Source organism: Xanthomonas massiliensis, from assembly GCF_900018785.1.
Classification (GTDB): domain Bacteria; phylum Pseudomonadota; class Gammaproteobacteria; order Xanthomonadales; family Xanthomonadaceae; genus Xanthomonas_B; species Xanthomonas_B massiliensis.
The window spans coordinates 510549-525895 of the sequence record NZ_FCOY01000007.1; the positions used below are offsets into that span (position 1 = coordinate 510549).

General features: G+C 72.6%; 16 protein-coding genes and 1 tRNA gene. 6 read left to right on the forward strand and 11 right to left on the reverse strand.

Features of this window, described 5'->3' with window-relative positions; all coding sequences use genetic code 11:
- Window positions 1-102: 102 nt before the first annotated feature.
- The 8 genes from ychF to BN3794_RS12410 all read right to left on the reverse strand — a co-directional run bounded on the left by ychF (window position 103) and on the right by BN3794_RS12410 (window position 7026).
- Complete coding sequence (gene ychF / locus BN3794_RS12375; RefSeq protein WP_066097683.1) at window positions 103-1194, reverse strand: redox-regulated ATPase YchF; 1092 nt, start codon at window positions 1192-1194, stop codon at window positions 103-105.
- 77 nt (window positions 1195-1271) lie between these two features.
- Window positions 1272-1853 carry an aminoacyl-tRNA hydrolase gene (gene pth / locus BN3794_RS12380; protein WP_066097685.1) on the reverse strand — a complete coding sequence of 194 codons (582 nt, stop codon included), beginning with the start codon at window positions 1851-1853 and terminating at the stop codon, window positions 1272-1274.
- A 57-nt stretch (window positions 1854-1910) separates the two neighbouring features.
- Window positions 1911-2582 carry a 50S ribosomal protein L25/general stress protein Ctc gene (locus BN3794_RS12385; protein WP_066097687.1) on the reverse strand — a complete coding sequence of 224 codons (672 nt, stop codon included), beginning with the start codon at window positions 2580-2582 and terminating at the stop codon, window positions 1911-1913.
- A 106-nt stretch (window positions 2583-2688) separates the two neighbouring features.
- The gene (locus tag BN3794_RS12390; protein WP_066098853.1) at window positions 2689-3648 is read right to left on the reverse strand and encodes a ribose-phosphate diphosphokinase; all 960 of its coding nucleotides are present in this window, start codon (window positions 3646-3648) and stop codon (window positions 2689-2691) included.
- Between the two features lie 96 nt (window positions 3649-3744).
- A tRNA-Gln gene (locus BN3794_RS12395) sits at window positions 3745-3821 on the reverse strand.
- A gap of 3 nt (window positions 3822-3824) precedes the next feature.
- A complete protein-coding gene (ispE, locus tag BN3794_RS12400; RefSeq protein WP_066097689.1) occupies window positions 3825-4700 on the reverse strand; it encodes a 4-(cytidine 5'-diphospho)-2-C-methyl-D-erythritol kinase in 876 nt (291 codons plus the stop codon).
- Complete coding sequence (lolB, locus tag BN3794_RS12405) at window positions 4697-5341, reverse strand: lipoprotein insertase outer membrane protein LolB (RefSeq protein WP_066098855.1); 645 nt, start codon at window positions 5339-5341, stop codon at window positions 4697-4699. Before lolB ends, ispE begins: the two co-directional genes overlap by 4 nt.
- 2 nt (window positions 5342-5343) lie before the next feature.
- Window positions 5344-7026: a tetratricopeptide repeat protein gene (locus BN3794_RS12410; RefSeq protein ID WP_066097691.1), complete on the reverse strand. Its 1683-nt coding sequence runs from the start codon at window positions 7024-7026 to the stop codon at window positions 5344-5346.
- 68 nt (window positions 7027-7094) lie between these two features.
- Between BN3794_RS12410 and hemA the strand changes: the two genes are divergently transcribed.
- The 4 genes from hemA to ppk2 are packed head-to-tail and all read left to right on the forward strand — an operon-like array spanning window position 7095 to window position 11987.
- The gene (gene hemA / locus BN3794_RS12415; protein WP_066097693.1) at window positions 7095-8402 is read left to right on the forward strand and encodes a glutamyl-tRNA reductase; all 1308 of its coding nucleotides are present in this window, start codon (window positions 7095-7097) and stop codon (window positions 8400-8402) included.
- Complete coding sequence (prfA, locus tag BN3794_RS12420; protein WP_066097695.1) at window positions 8374-9459, forward strand: peptide chain release factor 1; 1086 nt, start codon at window positions 8374-8376, stop codon at window positions 9457-9459. Before hemA ends, prfA begins: the two co-directional genes overlap by 29 nt.
- Window positions 9456-11138 carry an O-linked N-acetylglucosamine transferase, SPINDLY family protein gene (locus BN3794_RS12425; protein ID WP_066097697.1) on the forward strand — a complete coding sequence of 561 codons (1683 nt, stop codon included), beginning with the start codon at window positions 9456-9458 and terminating at the stop codon, window positions 11136-11138. The genes prfA and BN3794_RS12425 overlap by 4 nt, the downstream gene beginning before the upstream one ends.
- A 57-nt stretch (window positions 11139-11195) precedes the next feature.
- Window positions 11196-11987: a polyphosphate kinase 2 gene (gene ppk2 / locus BN3794_RS12430; RefSeq protein ID WP_066098858.1), complete on the forward strand. Its 792-nt coding sequence runs from the start codon at window positions 11196-11198 to the stop codon at window positions 11985-11987.
- Window positions 11988-11993: 6 nt separating this feature from the next.
- Here the strand turns inward: ppk2 and BN3794_RS12435 are convergent, their stop codons facing one another.
- Genes BN3794_RS12435 through BN3794_RS12445 form a run of 3 tightly spaced genes read right to left on the reverse strand, consistent with a single transcriptional unit; the run spans window position 11994 to window position 14109 of the window.
- Complete coding sequence (locus BN3794_RS12435; RefSeq protein WP_066097699.1) at window positions 11994-12260, reverse strand: acylphosphatase; 267 nt, start codon at window positions 12258-12260, stop codon at window positions 11994-11996.
- Window positions 12257-12835, reverse strand: coding sequence for a TlpA family protein disulfide reductase (locus tag BN3794_RS12440; protein ID WP_078059743.1), 579 nt, complete (start codon window positions 12833-12835; stop codon window positions 12257-12259). The genes BN3794_RS12435 and BN3794_RS12440 overlap by 4 nt, the downstream gene beginning before the upstream one ends.
- Window positions 12832-14109, reverse strand: a complete 1278-nt coding sequence (locus BN3794_RS12445; protein ID WP_066097703.1) for a YihY family inner membrane protein — start codon at window positions 14107-14109, stop codon at window positions 12832-12834. Before BN3794_RS12445 ends, BN3794_RS12440 begins: the two co-directional genes overlap by 4 nt.
- A gap of 75 nt (window positions 14110-14184) precedes the next feature.
- On the opposite strand from BN3794_RS12445, the gene wrbA reads away from it, so the two are divergent.
- Together wrbA and BN3794_RS12455 are read left to right on the forward strand one after the other, a co-directional pair.
- Window positions 14185-14778, forward strand: a complete 594-nt coding sequence (gene wrbA, locus BN3794_RS12450) for an NAD(P)H:quinone oxidoreductase (protein WP_066097705.1) — start codon at window positions 14185-14187, stop codon at window positions 14776-14778.
- 80 nt (window positions 14779-14858) lie between these two features.
- Entirely contained in the window at window positions 14859-15347 is a 489-nt protein-coding gene (locus BN3794_RS12455) for an asparaginase domain-containing protein (protein WP_066098860.1), read from the forward strand.

Genomic DNA, 15347 nt, shown 5'->3' on the forward strand with positions numbered 1-15347 from the left:
TCGGGTCCGGGGTGAAACAGCCCGCAATTTTGTTCCGCACCGGAAAACCTGTCAAGCGTTTTCGGATGGAATTTTCGCGGGGCAAGGGCCCTGCCGGGGTCCTCAGACGTTGAAGCGGAAGTGCAGGACGTCGCCTTCCTGGACGCGATACTCCTTGCCTTCCAGGCGCAGGCGCCCGGCGTCGCGCGCCCCGGCCTCGCCCTTGTACTTGATGAAATCGTCGTAGGCGATGGTCTCGGCGCGGATGAAGCCCTTCTCGAAGTCGGTGTGGATCACCGCCGCGGCCTGCGGCGCGGTGGCGCCGGCCTTCACGGTCCAGGCACGGACTTCCTTCACCCCGGCGGTGAAGTAGGTCTGCAGCCCGAGCAGCTTGTAGGCCGCGCGGATGACGCGGTTCAGGCCCGGCTCGGCCAGGCCGAGGTCGGCCAGGAAGGTGTCGCGGTCGGCGTCGTCGAGCTGCGACAGCTCTTCCTCGATGGCCGCCGAGACCGGCACCACCTCGGCGCCCTCCCCGGCCGCGCGCGCGCGCACCGCGTCCAGCAGCGGGTTGTCCTCGAAGCCGTCCTCGAGCACGTTGGCCACGTACATGACCGGCTTGAGGGTAAGCAGGAACAGGTCGCGCACCAGCGCCTTCTCCTCCTCGTCCAGGCCGGCACCGCGCCCCGGATGGCCGTCGGACAGCGCCTTGTGCAGCTTCTCCAGCACCGGCTTGCGCGCCTGCGCGTCCTTGTCGCCGCCCTTGGCCGCGCGCTCGGCGCGGTTGAGCGCCTTCTCCACGCTGTCCAGGTCGGCCAGCGCCAGCTCGGTGTCGATGGTGTCGATGTCGGAGATCGGGTCGACCTTGCCGGCCACGTGCACGATGTCCGGGTGCTCGAAGCAACGCACCACGTGGCAGATCGCGTCGACCTCGCGGATGTGGGCGAGGAACTTGTTGCCCAGGCCCTCGCCGCTGGCCGCGCCGGCGACCAGGCCGGCGATGTCGACGAACTCGACCGCGGTCGGCACCACCTTCTCCGGCTTGACGATCGTGGCCAGCTCGGCCAGGCGCGGGTCGGGCACCGGCACCACGCCGACGTTCGGCTCGATGGTGCAGAAGGGGAAGTTGGCCGCGGCGATGCCCGCCTTGGTCAACGCGTTGAACAGGGTCGACTTGCCGACGTTGGGCAGGCCGACGATGCCGCATTTGATGCCCATGCTTGTGGTCCGGAATGGAGAATCGGGAATAGGGAACCGGAAAGCATAGCCGCCTTCCCTTCCCCATTCCCCATGCCCTACTGCCGGCTGGTGTGCAGCCGTTTCATCGCTTCGTTGAAATCGCCCGCCACGGCCAGCGGCAGCACGTCCAGCGCCGCGTCCACCGCGCGGCCGATCAGGAGGTCGTCGTCCGCGCCGGGGCGGCCCAGCACCCACGGGGTGACCTTGTCCTTGCTCCCGGGATGGCCGATGCCCACCCGCAACCGGTGGAACCGGCCGTGCCCGAGCAGGCGCATGATGTCGCGCAGGCCGTTCTGGCCGCCGTGGCCGCCGTCGAACTTCAGCCGCGCCGTTCCCGGGGACAGGTCCAGCTCGTCGTGGGCGACCAGCAACTGCTCCGGCTCGATCTTCCAGAAGCGCAGCGCCGCGGTGACGGACTTGCCCGACAGGTTCATGAACGTGGCCGGCCGCAGCAGCCACAGCGACTGCCCGTCGACCTGCACGCGGGCCACCTCGCCGAACAGCTTGGGCTCCACGGACCAGCGCGCGCCGGCACGGGCCGCCAGCTCGTCGACAAAACGAAACCCGGCGTTGTGCCGGGTGTTGGCGTACTCGGCTCCGGGGTTGCCCAGGCCGGCGATCAGTTTCAGGCCGCTCATGCCGCACTCCGCCATCCCGGGCCTGCCCGCGCGCTGGCGGGCAGGTCCGGCGGACGATTACTTGGCCTCGTCCTTGCCCTCGCCCTCGGCCGGGGCGGCCGGGGCCTCGCCTTCGCCCTCGGCGGCCGGCGCTTCCGGCTCGGCCTCGACGGCGGCGTACTTGGCGATGGCCACCGGCAGGTCGTGCTCCTCGCCGAGCTTGAGCTGCGGCACGGTCACCCCGGCCGGCAGCTTCAGGTCGGACAGGCGCACGACCTGGTCCACGTCCAGCGCCCCCAGGTCCACCGCGATGAACTCCGGCAGGTCCTTGGGCAGGCACTCCACGGTCACTTCGTTCAGCTCGTGGGTGATGACCACGTCGGCGGTCTTGCCGGCCGGCGAGGCTTCCTCGTTGGCGAAGTGCAGCGGCACGGCGGCGGTCAGGGCCTCGTTCTCGCTCACGCGCTGGAAGTCCAGGTGCATGACCAGCTGCTTGTACGGGTGGCGCTGCATGTCACGCAGCAGCACCTTCTGGATGTCGCCGTTGAGGCTCAGGTCCAGGATCGAGGAATAGAACCACTCGTTCTGCTGGGCCAGCCAGATTTCTTCCTGGTCGAGCTGGATGCTGACCGGGTTGAGCCCGCCACCGTAGACGATGGCCGGAATCTTGCCCGCGTGACGCAGGCGGCGGCTCGCACCCTTGCCCTCGTCCTCGCGGCGTTCGACCTTGATTTCGTGCGTCTTTGCCATTTGTTTTCACTGCTCTTGGTTGATGGACCGCCTCATGGCGGCTTGGGGACCGGCCGCCCGCGACCAGGCGGGCCGGATGGCGCCGGGACGGGCCCGGCGTTGTTCGTCAATCCACGTACATCGAGCTGACCGACTCGCCGAAGGCGATGCGGCGCATCGTCTCGGCCAGCATCTCGGCCACACTCAGCTGGCGGATCTTGGGGCACACGCGCGCCGCCTCGGACAGCGGGATGGTGTCGGTGACCACCAGCTCGTCCAGCTGCGAGTTGGTGATGTTGTTCACCGCCGGGCCGGACAGCACCGCGTGGGTGCAGTAGGCGGCCACCTTCTGGGCGCCGCGCTCCTTCAGCGCGGCGGCGGCGGCGCACAGGGTGCCGGCGGTGTCGACGATGTCGTCCACCATCACGCAGGTCTTGCCGGACACGTCGCCGATGATGTTCATCACCGTGGCGACGTTGGCGCGCGGGCGGCGCTTGTCGATGATCGCCAGGTCCGCATCGTCCAGGCGCTTGGCCACGGCGCGGGCGCGCACCACGCCGCCGACGTCGGGCGAGACCACGATCAGGTTCTCGGTGCCGTAGGCGCGCCAGATGTCGGCCAGCAGCAGCGGCGAGGCGTAGACGTTGTCCACCGGCACGTCGAAGAAACCCTGGATCTGGTCGGCGTGCAGGTCCACCGTCAGCACCCGGTCGGCGCCGATGGTGCTGATCATCTTGGCGGCGACCTTGGCGGTGATCGGCACGCGCGAGGAGCGCATGCGGCGATCCTGGCGGGCGTAGCCGAAATACGGCACCACCGCGGTCACCGAGCTGGCGCTGGCGCGCTTGAGCGCGTCGATCAGCACCAGCAGTTCGACCAGGTGCTCGGCGCTGGGCGCGCAGGTCGGCTGGATCACGAACACGTCCTGCTTGCGCACGGTCTCCTCGATCTCGACCTGGACCTCGCCGTCGGAGAACTTGGAAACCAGCGCCTTGCCCGGGCGCACGCCCAGCTCCTTGCAGATGCTGTACGCCAGCGCGCGGTTGGCATTGCCCGAAAAGATGAGCAGGTTGCGATCGTCTTGGATGTCCATTGCAGTCCCGGAACGGCAGTTAGTGAAGCGAATGCGATCGATGCCGCGCATCGCCCGTTCACCCCGGCAGGGCCAGCGGTACCATGCGTGTGGCAGGGGCGGCAGGATTCGAACCTGCGAATGCCGGGATCAAAACCCGGTGCCTTGGGCCACTTGGCGACGCCCCTGCATCAAGCCTTCATCGCCGCCAGCGCGTCCAGCAGCGGCGAGTGCGATGCACCCGCCGCCGCCCACGCGCGCAGGCCGCCCGGCAATTCCGCCAGGGCCCGCTCGGCATCGGGCAGGGAGGCGAACTCGACGAAGCAGCCGCTGCCCGACCCGGTCAGACGCGGCCGGCCGATCCTGGACAGGGCGGCGAAGGCGGCCTCCACGGCCGGTTCGCGGCGGCGCAGGACCGGCTCGAACACGTTGTCGAGCAGGGCTCCGGAAGCGAAGTCCGCTATTGTCGCGGGCGCGCAATCGCGCGTCAAATCGGCCGCACCGAACAACGGCCCGGTGGGCACCTGCACCCCGGGATCGGCGAGCACGTAGGCGGCCGCCGGCAGCGCCAGCGCCTCCAGGCGCTCGCCCACCCCTTCCGCCCAGGCATTGCGGCCGCGCACGAACACCGGCACGTCGGCGCCCAGGCGCAACCCCAGCGCCGCCAGGCATGCCTCGTCCAGGGCCGCGCCCCACAAGGCATTCAGGGCCACCAGCACGGTCGCCGCATCGGAGGAGCCACCGCCGAAGCCGCCGCCCGCCGGGACATGCTTTTCGACGATGATGTCGGCGCCCTTGGCAATATTGGCCTCCGATTGCAGCAATCTGGCCGCGCGCACGGCGAGGTCGTCGGTCTCGGCCACGCCGGCGACGCCGGGGCCGACACGCGCGATGCGGCCATCCGCGCGCGGGCGCAGGCCGATCCGGTCGCCCCAGTCGAGCAGGCGGAACACGGTCTGCAGGGCGTGGTAGCCGTCGGCACGGCGCCCGGTGATGTGCAGGAACAGGTTCAGCTTGGCCGGGGCGGGCCACCACGACCAGCCGTCACCGGCGGCTGTCGCGCTCATGGCGCCGCGAACTCCCAGTCGTCGACGACCAGGCGCACGCGGGCGGTGCCGTTGCCGGCCTCGATCCGGCGCGGCAGGGCCGGCCGGTCGTCCTGCGCGGGCGTCCACTCCAGGTATTCCAGGGTCCAGCCCTGCCAGGCCAGCCGGCGCAGGCGGCCCTCGGCGTCGTAGCCGACCTGCTCGGCACCGGCTCCGGGCAGGCCGCGCACCCAGTCGGCCAGGCGTTCGACCGGGATGTCCCAGCCGCCCGCCTCGCGCAGCAGGCTGCGCGCATCGCTACCGGCGCGCGGGCCGGCGGGCAGGCCATCGATGCGGGCCATGCCGCCGCCCGCGTCGCTGAGCGTCCAGCTCTGCCGGGTCACCGGCGCGCTCAACTGCACGGTGTAGGCCGCGCCCTGCTGGTGCCAGTCGATATGGCCGCTGCCGCCGTCGCGGCCGCTGCTGACCGCCAGCCGCCCCTGGAACTCCCAGGCCGGCCGGGCCTGCAACCAGGCGCGGCGCTGGGCCTCGGCCTGGCGCGCCGCCGCGGACACCTGCGCGACCGGCTCGGGCGGCGCCGGGCCGCGCGACGGCACGGAGGTGCAGGCGGACAACGCCGCCGCCAGCGCCAGCAGCGCCGGCCATCGCATCGTCATCGCCAGGTTCATGCGCCGGTCTGCTCCAGGGCCCGTTGCAGCGCGCGGTTGTCCGGGTCGATCTTGCGCGCCTCGTCGAAGTAGTGGCGGGCCTCGTCCTGGCGGCCCAGCCGCCAGAGCACCAACCCGACATGGGCACCGATCTCCGGATCGCGGGCCAGCGACCAGGCGCGCCGGAGCTGGACCAGCGCCTCGCGGTCGCGGCCCAGCCGGTACAGCACCCAGCCATAGCTGTCGATGATGGCGGGGTTGTCCGGCTCGGCGGTGCGGGCGCGGTCGATCAGTTCCAGTGCCTCCTGGTAGCGGTCGGTGCGATCGGCCAGGGTGTAGCCCAGGGCGTTGAGCGCGGCCACGTTCTCCGGCTCGGACACCAGCACCTTGCGCAGGTCGGCCTCGGCACGGTCGATGCGGTCGCGCCGCTCCCACGCCAGCGCCCGCGCATACAGCAGCGCGCTGTCGTCCGGGTAGGCGGCCAGGCCGCGCGCGAACACGTCCAGCTCGCCGGGGTCGTCGCCGGCCTTCTGGCGCAGCTCGGCCTCCAGCAGGTAGGCGTCGCGGCGCGCATCGTCGTCGGCGCCGGCATCGGCCTGCAGCGCATGCACCTCGGCCAGGGCCTGGTCCGGCTGGCCCAGTTCGAACAGGGCATTGGCCGCGCGCAGGCGCGCCTCGCTGCGCTGCGGGTCGGCCGGGACCCCGTGGTACCAGTCCACCGCCTCGCGGTAGCGCTTGAGGTATTCGGCGATCTTGCCCAGCAGCAGGCGCCGGTCCGGGTCCGGGGTGGCGGACGCCTTGGCCAGTTCCCCGTAGAGCCCGCCGAGGGCGGCACGGTCGCCGGCCTTGGCCAGCATCGAGGCACGCAGGCCGTAGCTGCGGGTGTCCTGCGGGCCCTGCGCCAGGATCCGCGCCGCCGCCAGCGGCTCGCCCATCGCGTCGTAGGCCAGGGCCAGCGCATCGCGCAGGTCGGCATCGGTGCTGGCCTTGGGCTCGATGCCCTCCAGCAGCGCCAGCGCCTGCGCCTTGTGGCCGCTCTGGAACAGCTGGGTCGCGTGCAGCAGCGCCACCCGCGGCTCGTCCGGGAAGCGCCGCACCACCTGGTCGACGATGCGCTTGGCCAGCGCCGGCTGGTCCAGGCGCAGGGCGAGGCGGCCGAATTCCTGCCAGGCGTCGAGCTGGTTGGGAATGGCGCCGGCATCGACCAGCGAATCCAGCGCGCGCGCACTGGCCTGCGGGTCGCCGCCATTGGCCAGGGCCACCAGCGCGAAGCGCCAACCATGCGGGTCCGGGTCCCGCAGCAGGGCCAGCAACTGCTTGCGCGCCGCGCGCAGGTCGCCGCGGCGCAGGTCCAGCGAGGCCTGCGAGCTGCGCATGGCCAGCGACTCCGGCGCGCGCTGGCGCCACAGGGCCAGGGCCTGGGCGGCGCGATCCTCGTCGTTGGCGAGCATGGCGATGCGGGTGGCACGCTCGGCCAGGCCGGCATCGCCGGGGGACTGGCGCGCGGCCTCCAGGTAGCCCTCGGCGGCCTGGTCGAGCTGGCCGGCCTGCAGCGCGAACTCGCCGGCCAGCGCCGGTTGCAGGGCACCGGCGACCGGGTCTTCGGCGGGGGACGGGGGGACGACGGCGGCCGCCGGCAGCGCCGGCAGCAGCAGCGCCAGGGCCAGCGCGGCGGTTCGGATGCGAATCGTTTCGGGCATCTGCAGCGACCGGGGCGTAAAATAGGCCCCTTGTTATAGCCAGCAGCTTATCGCAAGCGACTGAACAGATGACCCTCTGGGTGCTCGGACTGAACCACCAGACCGCGCCGCTGGCGCTGCGCGAACGTGCCGCGTTCGCCGGCGATGCGCTGCCCGACGCCCTGGCCTCGCTGCGCGCCCTGCCCCAGGTCAGCGAGGCGGCGCTGCTGTCCACCTGCAACCGCACCGAGCTGTACGCCATGGCCGAGGACGCCTCGCCCCTGGCCGCCTGGCTGGAAGCGCGGGCCAGCGGGCTGCGCGACTACCTGTATGCCCACCACGGCGCCGAGGCCGCGCGCCACCTGTTCCGGGTGGCGACCGGGCTGGACTCGATGGTGCTGGGCGAGCCGCAGATCCTGGGCCAGGTGAAGGACGCCTGGGCGCTGGCGCGCGAGCACGGCGCCCTGGGCCACGAGCTGGACCGGCTGTTCCAGCAGACCTTCGCGGTCGCCAAGCGCGCGCGCACCGACACCCGCATCGGCGCCAACCCGGTCTCGGTCGCCTCCACCGCGGTGCACCTGGCGCAGGATTCCTTCGCCCGCCTCAGCGAATCGACGGTGCTGCTGGTCGGCGCCGGCGAAACCATCGAACTGACCGCCAAGCACCTGGCCGCCGCCGGCGCCAGGCGCCTGCTGGTGGCCAACCGCACCCTGGCCCATGCGCAGACCCTGGCCAGCCGCCATGGCGGCTACGCACTGGCGCTGCCCGACCTGGAGCGCCACCTGGCCGAGGCCGACGTGGTGTTCTCGGCCACCGCCAGCCGCGAGCCGGTGATCGCCCGCAGCCAGGTCGAGGCCGCGCTGCGCGCGCGCAAGCGCAAGCCGATGCTGCTGTTCGACCTGGCCGTGCCGCGCGACATCGAGACCGGCGTGGCCACGCTCGGCGATGCCTACCTGTACACCGTCGACGACCTGGAGCGCGCGGTGGAGGACAACCGCCGCAGCCGCCGCGAGGCCGCCGCCGCGGCCGAGGCGATCATCGACCTGCAGGTGCAGCACTACGTCGAGGCCCGCCGCGCCAGCGCGCTGCAGGAACCGATCAAGCGCCTGCGCGCCTTCGGCGAGGCCACCCGCGCCGAGCTGCTGGCCCGCGCCATGCAGCAGCTGCAACACGGCAAGCCGGCCGAGGACGTGCTCGAGCAGCTCGCCCACGGCCTGACCAACCGCCTGCTGCACCCGCCAACCGCGGCCCTGCGCGAAGGCGCCATGCACGGCGATGCCGACCTGGCCGACGCCGCCGCGCGCCTGTTCCCGGCCATGCCCGGTTACCGGCACACTGTGCAGCCCGACACCGCGATCACGAGGACCGATGACGCCGACCCTGCGCCGAAAGCTTGAAGCGCTGGCCGAGCGCCGCGAGGAAATCGAACGCCTGCTTGCCGATCCGGACGTGGTGGCCGACACCGCCCGGTTCCGCGACCTGTCGCGCGAGTTCGCCCAGCTCGAACCGGTGGCCGCCGCGCTGGCCGAGGAGGCCCGCGCCAAGGCCGACCTGGCCGCCGCGGAGGCGATGCGCCACGATCCCGAGCTGGCCGGCCTGGCCGCCGAGGAGATCGCCGCCGCGCAGGCGCGCCTGGCCGAGCTGGACGGCGAGCTGGCGCTGCTGCTGGTGCCCAGGGACCCGCGCGACGACGGCAACCTGTTCCTGGAGGTGCGCGCCGGCACCGGCGGCGACGAGGCGGCGATCTTCGCCGGCGACCTGTTCCGCATGTACGCCCGCTACGCCGAGCGCCGCGGCTGGAAGGTGGAGATCGAGTCCGACAGCCCCGGCGAGCACGGCGGCTACAAGGAGATCGTGGCGCGCATCGTCGGCCGCGGCGCCTATTCCCGGCTGAAGTTCGAGTCCGGCACCCACCGCGTGCAACGGGTGCCGGCCACCGAGTCGCAGGGCCGCATCCACACCTCGGCGGCGACCGTGGCGATCATCCCCGAAGCCGACGAGGTCGAGGACGTGGTGCTCAACCCGGCCGACCTGAAGGTCGACACCTTCCGTTCCTCCGGCGCCGGCGGCCAGCACGTCAACAAGACCGAATCGGCCATCCGCATCACCCACCTGCCCTCCGGGCTGGTGGTGGAGAACCAGACCGAGCGCAGCCAGCACGCCAACCGCGAGAAGGCGATGAAGCGGCTCAAGGCGCAGCTGCTGGAGGCCGAGCGCAGCCGCCAGGCCGCGGCCGAGGCGCAGACCCGGCGCCTGCAGGTGGGCAGCGGCGACCGCAGCCAGCGCATCCGCACCTACAACTTCCCGCAGGGCCGGATCACCGACCACCGCGTCGAGGGGCTGACCCTGTACGACCTGCCCGCCATCGTCGAGGGCGACCTCGACCCGCTGGTCGAGCGCCTGCAGCACGAATACCAGGCCGACGAGCTGGCGCGGCTGGCCGCCGCGCCGTGAACGCCGGACGCGACGCCCTGCGCGAGCGCGTGCGTCGGCAACCCGGGGATTTCGTCGCCTGGCTGATGCTGGCCGACGCGGAGATGGCGGCCGGCGCGCTGGCCGCCGCGCAGGGCGCGATCGCGCGCGGCATGGCGCTGCGCCCGGGCCATCCCGAGGCGCTGGCGCGGCTGGGCCGGCTGCGCTGGCAGCAGGGACGCTTCGACGAAGCCGCGCGGGCGCTGGCGCAGGCCGCCGCCGCCGCGCCGCGGCACCCGGGCATCGCCCTGTGGCTGGGCCACGCGCTGGAGGATGCCGGCCAGCCCGAAGCGGCGATGGACGCCTACGAGCGCGCCCACGCTCTGGCGCCGGACGAGCCCTACATCGCCGCGCAGTTGCTGAACTGGCGCCGGCGCCTGTGCGACTGGCGCGGGCTGGAGGCGCTGTCGCGGCAGGTCCGCCGGGCGGTGGCGGAAGGACGCCCCGGCGTGGAGCCGTTCGCCTTCCTGTCCGAGGACGCCGATGCAGCCGAACAACTGGCCTGCGCACGCCTGCGCGCCGGCGCCGTCGCCGCGCAGGTGGGGGCGCTGCCGCCGCCGGGCGCGCGTGCCGCCGGGCCGCTGCGGCTGGGATTCCTGTCCAATGGCTTCGGCGCGCACCCCACCGGCCTGCTCACCGTGGCCTTCTTCGAGGCCCTGCACCGGCGCGGCCGGCCGGCGCAACTGTTCGCGCTCGACGCGGCCGACGGCAGCGCGATCCGCGCCCGGCTGCAGGCCGCCGCCACGCTGCACGACGTGGCCGGCCTGGACCACGCCCAGGTGGCCGCGCGCATCCGCCAAGCCGACATCGACGTGCTGTTCGACCTGCGCGGCTGGGGCGGCGGCGGCGCCCCGGAAGTGCTGGCGCTGCGCCCGGCACGCCGGCAGGTGAACTGGCTGGCCTATCCCGGCACTTCCGGGGCGCCGTGGATCGATGCGGTGCTGGCCGACCGCTTCGTCCTGCCCGCGGCGCTGGCCGCGCACTTCAGCGAGCGGGTGCTGTACCTGCCGCGCGCCTTCCAGCCCTCGGACACCACCCGCGCGGTCGCCGCGCCGCCGCCGCGCGCCGCCTGCGGCCTGCCCGAGCGCGGCCCCGGCACCCAGGGATTCGTGTTCTGTTGTTTCAACAACGGCTACAAGCTCAACCCGCGCAGCGTCGGCCGGTTGCTGGAGGTGCTGCGCCAGGTCCCGGGCAGCGTACTGTGGCTGCTGGCCGCCCCGGGCCGCGCCGACGAGCGCCTGCGCCGGAGCGCCGCCGCCGCCGGGGTGGCGCCCGAGCGCCTGGTGTTCCTGGCCCGGCAGGCGCATGCCGGCTACCTGGCGCGCTACCGCCATGCCGACCTGTTCCTGGACACCTCGCCCTACAACGCCCACACCACCGCCTCGGATGCGCTGTGGGCCGGCTGCCCGGTATTGACCGTGCCCGGCACGACCTTCGCCGCGCGCGTGGCCGGCAGCCTCAACCACCACCTGGGCCTGGCGTCGATGAACGCCGCCGACGACGACGCCTTCGTCGCCACCGCGGTGGCCCTGGCGCACGCGCCGGCGCGCCTGGATGCGCTGCGCGAGACGCTGGCCGCCCGGCGTCGCGACAGCGGCGTGTTCGACATGGACGGCTTCGCCGACGACTTCCTCGCCACGATCGACGCCTTCGCGGCCTGAGCGCCCGCCTCACGCCGGCGCTGCCACACTGGCGGCCTCATCACCGAGGGCATGCGCATGGCCACCGCGAACGGGCAAGCACACAAGGACTACAAGCACCGCCTGCAGGAGCTGCAGCTGGAACTGGCCGGGCGCATCAGCTGGCTGCAGCACGCCGGCCGGCGCGTGCTGGTGCTGTTTGAGGGCCGCGACACCGCCGGCAAGGGCGGCGCGATCCAGGCCATCGCCGAGCACCTCAATCCGCGCCAGTGCCTCCACGTCGCCCTGCCCAAGCCCAACGACCGCGAGGCCACGCAGTGGTATTTCCAGCGCTATGTCGCGCACCTGCCGGCGGCCGGGGAAATGGTGCTGATGGACCGCAGCTGGTACAACCGCGCCGGCGTGGAGAAGGTGATGGGGTTCTGCACCCAGGACCAGTACCGCACGTTCCTGCGCCAGGCGCCGCTGTTCGAGCGGCTGCTGGTGGACGACGGCATCCTGCTGTTCAAGTACTGGCTGTGCGTGGACCAGGCGCAGCAGGAGAAGCGCTTCGCCGAGCGCAGCCGCAACCCGCTCAAGGGCTGGAAGCTCTCGCCGGTGGACCTGGCCTCGCGCAGCCACTACACCGACTACACCCGGGCGCGCGATGCCATGCTGCAGGCCACCCACACGCCGCAGGCGCCATGGACGCTGGTGGACTTCAACGAACAAAAGCGCGGCCGCCTGACCCTGATCCACGACCTGCTGCGGCGCCTGCCGCATTCGGACGACCCGCTGGAGACGGTGCCGGCGCTGACCCCGCTGGCCGGGCGCCTGCACCACGAGAAGTACGACGTGCTCGCGCCGATCCCGCCGTGGCCGGCCGACTGAGCCCGGTCAGCCGGTGACGAAGCCGGGCGCCACCGGTGCCGTCCACGGCAGGCGCTCGACCGCTTCCACCCGCGCCGCCGGCGGGCCCTGCCGCAGCCACGCCGCCAGCGCGTCGATGGCCGCGGCATCGCCGGCCACCACCACCTCCACGCTGCCGTCGGCGCGGTTGAGCGCGCGCCCGTCCAGGCCCAGCGCGCGTGCCCGCTCGCGGGTGGAAGCGCGGTAGAACACGCCCTGCACGCGCCCGCGCACGAGGAACCGCGCCGCGCTCACGGCATCGCCACCTTGCCGCCGGCGGCGGTGATCGCCGCCTCGATCTGGCGGGCGTCCACCGGCCCGAGGAACTGCTTGGCCACCCGGCCGTCCGGGGCGATCAGGTAGGTCATCGGCAGCCCGCGCGGGGTGGCGAAGTCGTGCGGCGGATCGAAGGTGTCCACGATGGCGATCGGATAGGCCACCGGATGCTCGGCCAGGAACGCCTTCATCGCCTCCGGATCGACGTCCTCGTAGGCCAGCCCGACCACTTCCACGTTGTCGCGCAGCGCGTGCAGCGCCGACAGCTCGGGCATTTCCTTCAGGCACGGCGCGCACCAGGTCGCCCAGAAGTTGACCACCACCCACTTGCCGCGGTGGTCGGCCAGGACATAGCGGCCGCCGCCGACGGTGGCCAGGTCCAGCGCCGGCACCTCGGCGGTCTCCTGCACCACGTGCGGGACCGGGGCGGACTCGGCCGGTGCCGACGGTGCGGGACCGACCGGGCCTTGGGCCGGGGCCGGCGGGGTGCGTTGGCATCCTGCCGCCAGCCCGGCCAGGACCAGCGCGGTCAATGCGAACGGACGGGGTTTCATGCGCGCTCTCCGGAAGGATTCTGGTAGATGTCGGCCACCGGCCGGGCCAGCAGCTCGCGCAGCGGCAGGCGCAGGCGGTCCAGCGCCGCCTGCACGGTACGCCCGAGCGCGTCGTCGCGACAGGGCAGCGGCCGGGTGCCGGCGGGGATGCGCAGCTGGCAGTTCTCGTACAGCTCCAGCAGGCTCACGTCGGACAGGTCGCGCGCCAGCAGCCACTCCCCGCCCTCGTCGCGGCGCAGCAGGCCGATCCGCTCCAGTTCGGCCAGGAACTGCTGGATCAGCGCATCGGTGAGCATCGGCTCCAGCACCTGCATGCGCTCCTCGTCCAGTCCCTTGCCCAGCGTGCGCGCCTGCTGGAAGCGGCCGAGCAGGCGCAGCAGCCCGTACAGCTCGTAGCCGTCGGGCAGGCGCATGTCGGCGGGCTGGTAGCGGAACGCGGCGATGGCCGAGGCCAGCGACGCGCCCAGCAGCACTGCCACCCAGCTCAGGTAGATCCACAGCAGCAGGATCGGCAGGATCGCCAGGGTGCCGTAGATGCGCTGGTAGGACTGGAAGTTGCCCAGGTAGGCCCCCAGCCCCCACTTGGCCAGCTCCAGCAGCGCCACCGCCAGCAGCCCGCCGGCCAGGGCATGGCGCCAGCGCACCAGGTGGTGCGGCACCACCCGGTAGATCAGCACGATGCAGGCGAACTCGATCAGCACCGGCGTGGCCAGCAGCGAGAACTCGGCCAGCGCCCGGCCCTCGTCGGTGCGGAACAGCGGCAGCGCCAGGACCCGCGCGGACACCGCCAGCGAGGCGGCCGCCAGCAGCGCGCCCAGGGTCAGCACCGTCCAGTAGACCAGGAAGCGACTGAGCCGGGGCCGTGCCGAGGCCACGCGCCAGATGTGGTTGAACGTCTGCTCGATGCTGTTGAGGGTGACCAGCAGCGAGGCCACCAGGGCGATCACGCCGGCGGCGGTGAGCTGGCCGGCACCGGCCAGGAACCGGTCCAGGTACTGCTGGGCCGAACGCGCCGCACTGGGCACGAAGTTGGAGAACACGTAGTCCACCAGCTGGCCGCTCCAGCCGCCGAAACTGGGGAAGGCACCGAGCACGCCGAACACCACGATCGCCAGCGGCGCCAGGGCGAACACGGTGGTGTAGGCCAGCGAACCGGCGGCCTGGAACAGGCGGTCGGCCAGGAACCGCTGCAGCAGGAAACGGGCGAAGCTGGCCGCGCGATGGCGATCGCGCAGGCGTTCGAGGATCAGGCGCGGCAGGGCCCACGGCTTCATCGCGCCAGCGTACCCGATGCACGCGCCCGCCCGCATCGCCGATACTGGCGCGCTCTTCCCGCATGGCAACCCGACATGGCCGAGATCCTGGTCCTCTACTACAGCCGCGGCGGCTCGGTGGCGCGGCTGGCGCGGCAGATCGCGCGCGGCGTCGGCGAGGTGGACGGCATGGCCGCGCGCCTGCGCACGGTGCCGCCGGTGGCCCCGGTCACCCAGCAGGCGGCCCCGCCCGTGCCGGAGGACGGCGCGCCCTACGTGCAGCCGGCCGACCTGGCCGAGTGCGCTGGTCTGCTGCTGGGCAGCCCGACCCGCTTCGGCAACATGGCCGCGCCGATGAAGTACTTCCTCGACACCCTCGGCGCCGACTGGGCCAGCGGCACCCTCGCCGGCAAGCCGGCCGGCGTGTTCACCTCCACCGCTGCGATGCACGGCGGCCAGGAATCCACGCTGCTGTCCATGCACCTGCCACTGCTGCACCACGGCTGCCTGATCGTCGGCATCCCCTTCACCGAAGCCGCGCTGGGCCATACCCGCGGCGGCGGCACGCCCTACGGCGCCAGCCACGTCGCCGGCACCGACGACGACCCGCAGCCCAGCGCGGACGAAGCGCAGCTGGCCCGCGCGCTGGGCCGGCGCGTGGCCGACGTGGCGCGTCGGCTGCGCGCCTGAGGCCTCGCCGCGCCACGCGGGGCCGGCGCCGGCTCGCGTAGAATCCGCGCCATCCGCACCACCGCAAGGCACGCACCATGATGGACGAGCTGCTGATCGTCACCACCGGCGGCACGATCGACAAGATCTACTTCGACGACAAGTCCGACTACCAAATCGGCGACCCGCAGATCGGCACGATCCTGCGCGAGCTGGGCGTGACCTTCCGCTTCAGCGTGATCCCGATCCTGCGCAAGGACTCGCTGCACATCACCGACGCCGACCGCGAGCTGATCCGCGCCACCATCGCCGCACAGCCGGCGCGCCACGTGCTGGTCACCCACGGCACCGACAGCATGGTCGCCACCGGCCAGGTGCTGAAGTCGATCCCGGACAAGACCATCGTGATGACCGGCGCGCTCAGCCCGGCGCGCTTCCGCGGCTCGGACGCCGAGTTCAACATCGGCTGCGCGATCGGCGCGGTGCAGAGCCTGCCGGCCGGCGTGTACATCGCCATGAACGGGCTGATCTGGGACCCGGCCAAGGTGCGCAAGAACGTGGCCGCCAACCGCTTCGAGGCGATCGGCTGA

Coding starts and splice junctions, on each gene's coding strand:
- ychF (WP_066097683.1), bottom strand. CDS start 1,194: ATGGGCATCAAATGCGGCATCGTCGGCCTGCCCAACGTCGGCAAGTCG.
- pth (WP_066097685.1), bottom strand. CDS start 1,853: ATGAGCGGCCTGAAACTGATCGCCGGCCTGGGCAACCCCGGAGCCGAG.
- BN3794_RS12385 (WP_066097687.1), bottom strand. CDS start 2,582: ATGGCAAAGACGCACGAAATCAAGGTCGAACGCCGCGAGGACGAGGGC.
- ispE (WP_066097689.1), bottom strand. CDS start 4,700: ATGAGCGCGACAGCCGCCGGTGACGGCTGGTCGTGGTGGCCCGCCCCG.
- BN3794_RS12410 (WP_066097691.1), bottom strand. CDS start 7,026: ATGCCCGAAACGATTCGCATCCGAACCGCCGCGCTGGCCCTGGCGCTG.
- hemA (WP_066097693.1), top strand. CDS start 7,095: ATGACCCTCTGGGTGCTCGGACTGAACCACCAGACCGCGCCGCTGGCG.
- prfA (WP_066097695.1), top strand. CDS start 8,374: ATGACGCCGACCCTGCGCCGAAAGCTTGAAGCGCTGGCCGAGCGCCGC.
- ppk2 (WP_066098858.1), top strand. CDS start 11,196: ATGGCCACCGCGAACGGGCAAGCACACAAGGACTACAAGCACCGCCTG.
- BN3794_RS12440 (WP_078059743.1), bottom strand. CDS start 12,835: ATGAAACCCCGTCCGTTCGCATTGACCGCGCTGGTCCTGGCCGGGCTG.
- BN3794_RS12445 (WP_066097703.1), bottom strand. CDS start 14,109: ATGAAGCCGTGGGCCCTGCCGCGCCTGATCCTCGAACGCCTGCGCGAT.
- wrbA (WP_066097705.1), top strand. CDS start 14,185: ATGGCCGAGATCCTGGTCCTCTACTACAGCCGCGGCGGCTCGGTGGCG.
- BN3794_RS12455 (WP_066098860.1), top strand. CDS start 14,859: ATGGACGAGCTGCTGATCGTCACCACCGGCGGCACGATCGACAAGATC.